General features: G+C 48.3%; 4 protein-coding genes. All 4 read right to left on the reverse strand.

Annotation, left to right across the window (positions count from 1 at the left end; translation table 11 throughout):
- Positions 1-62 precede the first annotated feature (62 nt).
- Positions 63-464: a MepB family protein gene (locus MHX66_RS10405; protein WP_239202853.1), complete on the reverse strand. Its 402-nt coding sequence runs from the start codon at positions 462-464 to the stop codon at positions 63-65.
- A 133-nt stretch (positions 465-597) separates the two neighbouring features.
- Positions 598-1,062 (reverse strand): GyrI-like domain-containing protein, encoded by a 465-nt coding sequence (locus MHX66_RS10410; RefSeq protein ID WP_239202854.1) that lies wholly within the window; start codon positions 1,060-1,062, stop codon positions 598-600.
- A gap of 399 nt (positions 1,063-1,461) precedes the next feature.
- Entirely contained in the window at positions 1,462-1,938 is a 477-nt protein-coding gene (locus MHX66_RS10415) for an ABC transporter permease (protein ID WP_239202855.1), read from the reverse strand.
- Complete coding sequence (locus MHX66_RS10685; RefSeq protein WP_370646312.1) at positions 1,935-2,483, reverse strand: AAA family ATPase; 549 nt, start codon at positions 2,481-2,483, stop codon at positions 1,935-1,937. The genes MHX66_RS10415 and MHX66_RS10685 overlap by 4 nt, the downstream gene beginning before the upstream one ends.
- Between the last annotated feature and the right edge of the window lie 55 nt (positions 2,484-2,538).

Below are 2,538 nucleotides of genomic sequence, written 5' to 3' on the forward strand. Positions count from 1 at the left end.
ACACTCCTGGTGCAAGTACCTCACCCCCACAGAGTACGAAGCCCTCGCAGCGTAACAATGCGCTAGAGTAAACCCCATAATTTCACCACCCCATGGTGTCTACTTTCCGGGGGCCGGGCCCATCCTCTCTTTCCTGGGGCTGCTCCGGAGGTAATACCGAGACGTTGTAAATCTTGATTGCTAAATTGAAACACACCTCGGTGATCTCCTTGAATCACAAAGACTAGGAGACCGTCGCCGCAGGAAGAATCTTCAAAAGGCACGGGTTCCCCTTCATGGTTGCGTTGCCAGAATGCTACAAAGGCTCCCGGCTTAGAAGGCGTGGTGCGTGCTGTGCGAACATGCCAGGTTTTAGCTCCCAACTCGGCTATTCCCGATTCATAATTCGCATTATCACTTGTTTCATTGATGGTGCCCTCTAAATTAAAGGCCGCCATGAATTGGTAAAAGGAATCAAACTTCATCTTCAAGTCGATATCCGCATCTTTTTCGTTTAGCTTTGAAGCTTAAGGAAGGTATCAGAGGGTAACAATTTTGCCGCGTTATCTCGTACCTTATCGCATGCCGTAGAGGAAAAGGACTACCAAGCGACGGGGGTCAAGGAAGCTGTATAAGGAATTCGCTTTTCCCTGCAGCGACTTTGGACCTTCTAAACCGCTCGGCGATATAACCTTTCTGGGACACTCCTTGCTCAGCAAGTATCGACGGAAAATTCTCCCACATCTGCGCAATAGCCTTTCGCGTATGATCCACCTCAATGACTAGTACATGAAGCGATGGGATTTCCATCACCCCGAAATCGCACAGGCTGTCTATGTCAAACGAACGCTTGGTATCTAGCAGACAAATGCGGTAGCGCAGGAGTTTCTCATCAACTGTGCGCGGATCATCGAGGGCAAGACCGTAGATGGTGAAGTCGCTATCTCCAAAGCTACGGTAGGCAACTTTCTTAGTATGCTCCATCGCTTCTTTGTGCTGAGCAGTCCCGTAGGGGCCTTCAACCTCTAGATAGTATGCCGAGGTTGCTTCAATGCTTTCTGTCCATACCATGGTTGTGTCCATGAAGAGTAACCATATTCATCAGTTTAATTGAATTAAAATTTTAAAACATTTCCCAAGGATCGAACAATGTTTAAACACGACGCAGGGAAAGTAAACGTGCACACTTGTCACGGTGTGCCGTATGGCGTGGGAAAACAACATTTATGCCCGTTTATGCCGCCAGGGTAGGGAAACCACAGCACCAACAAGCAAGACGACAGTGACATCCACTAAATATGCTATCGAGCTCCAGGGGATACCCTTGCCGCCAAAGAGGCCGTATCTAATTGCTTCACTTATATGGACAGCCGGATTGGCTTCTCCCGCTACCTGAAGCCACGAAGGCAACAAATCTTCAGGAACGGCAACTGGGCCGAAACTTAGCAGCATAATGGCCAATAACAATGAGATGGAAGACGCCTACTCAAGACTGGAACACAATGCTCCAATTATCATTCCGGCAGAAAGGAAAGCACAACCAGCAAAAATTACGGAAGGAACGATAGTGAAAGACGGAGAGAAAGAAAGCCCGAGAATCTTAACTACCGCAACTGGAGTTATGAGCAGTGAAGGAGTAGCTAAGAGACTAAAGGCGATAAAGCTCCCTACAACAAACTGGATGCGCTTCGCCCCCGTAGCCACTAGTTGATCTAGGGCTCCATTCGCCTTCATAAAGGAAATATTGGCGGCCATTTTGCCCTGCAACTCGAATAGTAGAGAAAACGCCAAGCCACCAATAACAGCGTACTCAACGGCAGGCCCACCTAAGTTTTGCGCGTACACACCAAGTCCTAAAGACATTAGAACAGGAACGACAATTCCAGTAAGCAGCATGGACGGCCAAGACCATCGCCAATTGGTCAGCTGTATGCGCGTAAACGTAAGGGTGTTACTCATGCTTCATTCGTTCTGGATGCAATTAGGTTGACAAAAACATCCTCGAGATTGGGTGAACTGATAGTAATATCGTCGGCTCCTTCGTGGCATAGTTTCGAGACAATTCTCGGAATTTGGTCGACATCTACTATCTGCTCCCAAGGTTCTGAACTTTTATCACTATTGGATTCCGTGCGGTACGCAATGGTTCGTCTATTTTGAACGTTTTGCATGACGTGATTAACCGTGCCGTCGGCAATGAGCCGCCCTCTATCCATAATTCCAAGATGGGTTAGGCAGGATTCAACTTCAGAAACTGCATGAGTGATTACTAATACGGTAACTCCCTGTTGGGCGAGGGTCGCAATTTCATCCCATACTAGACGGCGGTTTAGCGCATCCAGCTCGTTCGTGGGCTCATCCAGAATGACGAATGGTCGGTTGGAGGAAATGGCGATCGCAAGTTGGACGAGTTTACTTTGTCCACCAGATAACGATCTGAGAGTGCCCGATTGTTTGTGTGCGGGGGCTTGGTTTACAAGTACTCCGCGAATCGGTCTGGGTATGCCACAGCTAGTTGGTTGATGGCTTGTTTCCAGCCATTGGCCTTCGCTCCTTCAA

Origin of the sequence: Corynebacterium sp. ACRPH, assembly GCF_022347285.1 — a bacterium.
GTDB lineage: Bacteria > Actinomycetota > Actinomycetes > Mycobacteriales > Mycobacteriaceae > Corynebacterium.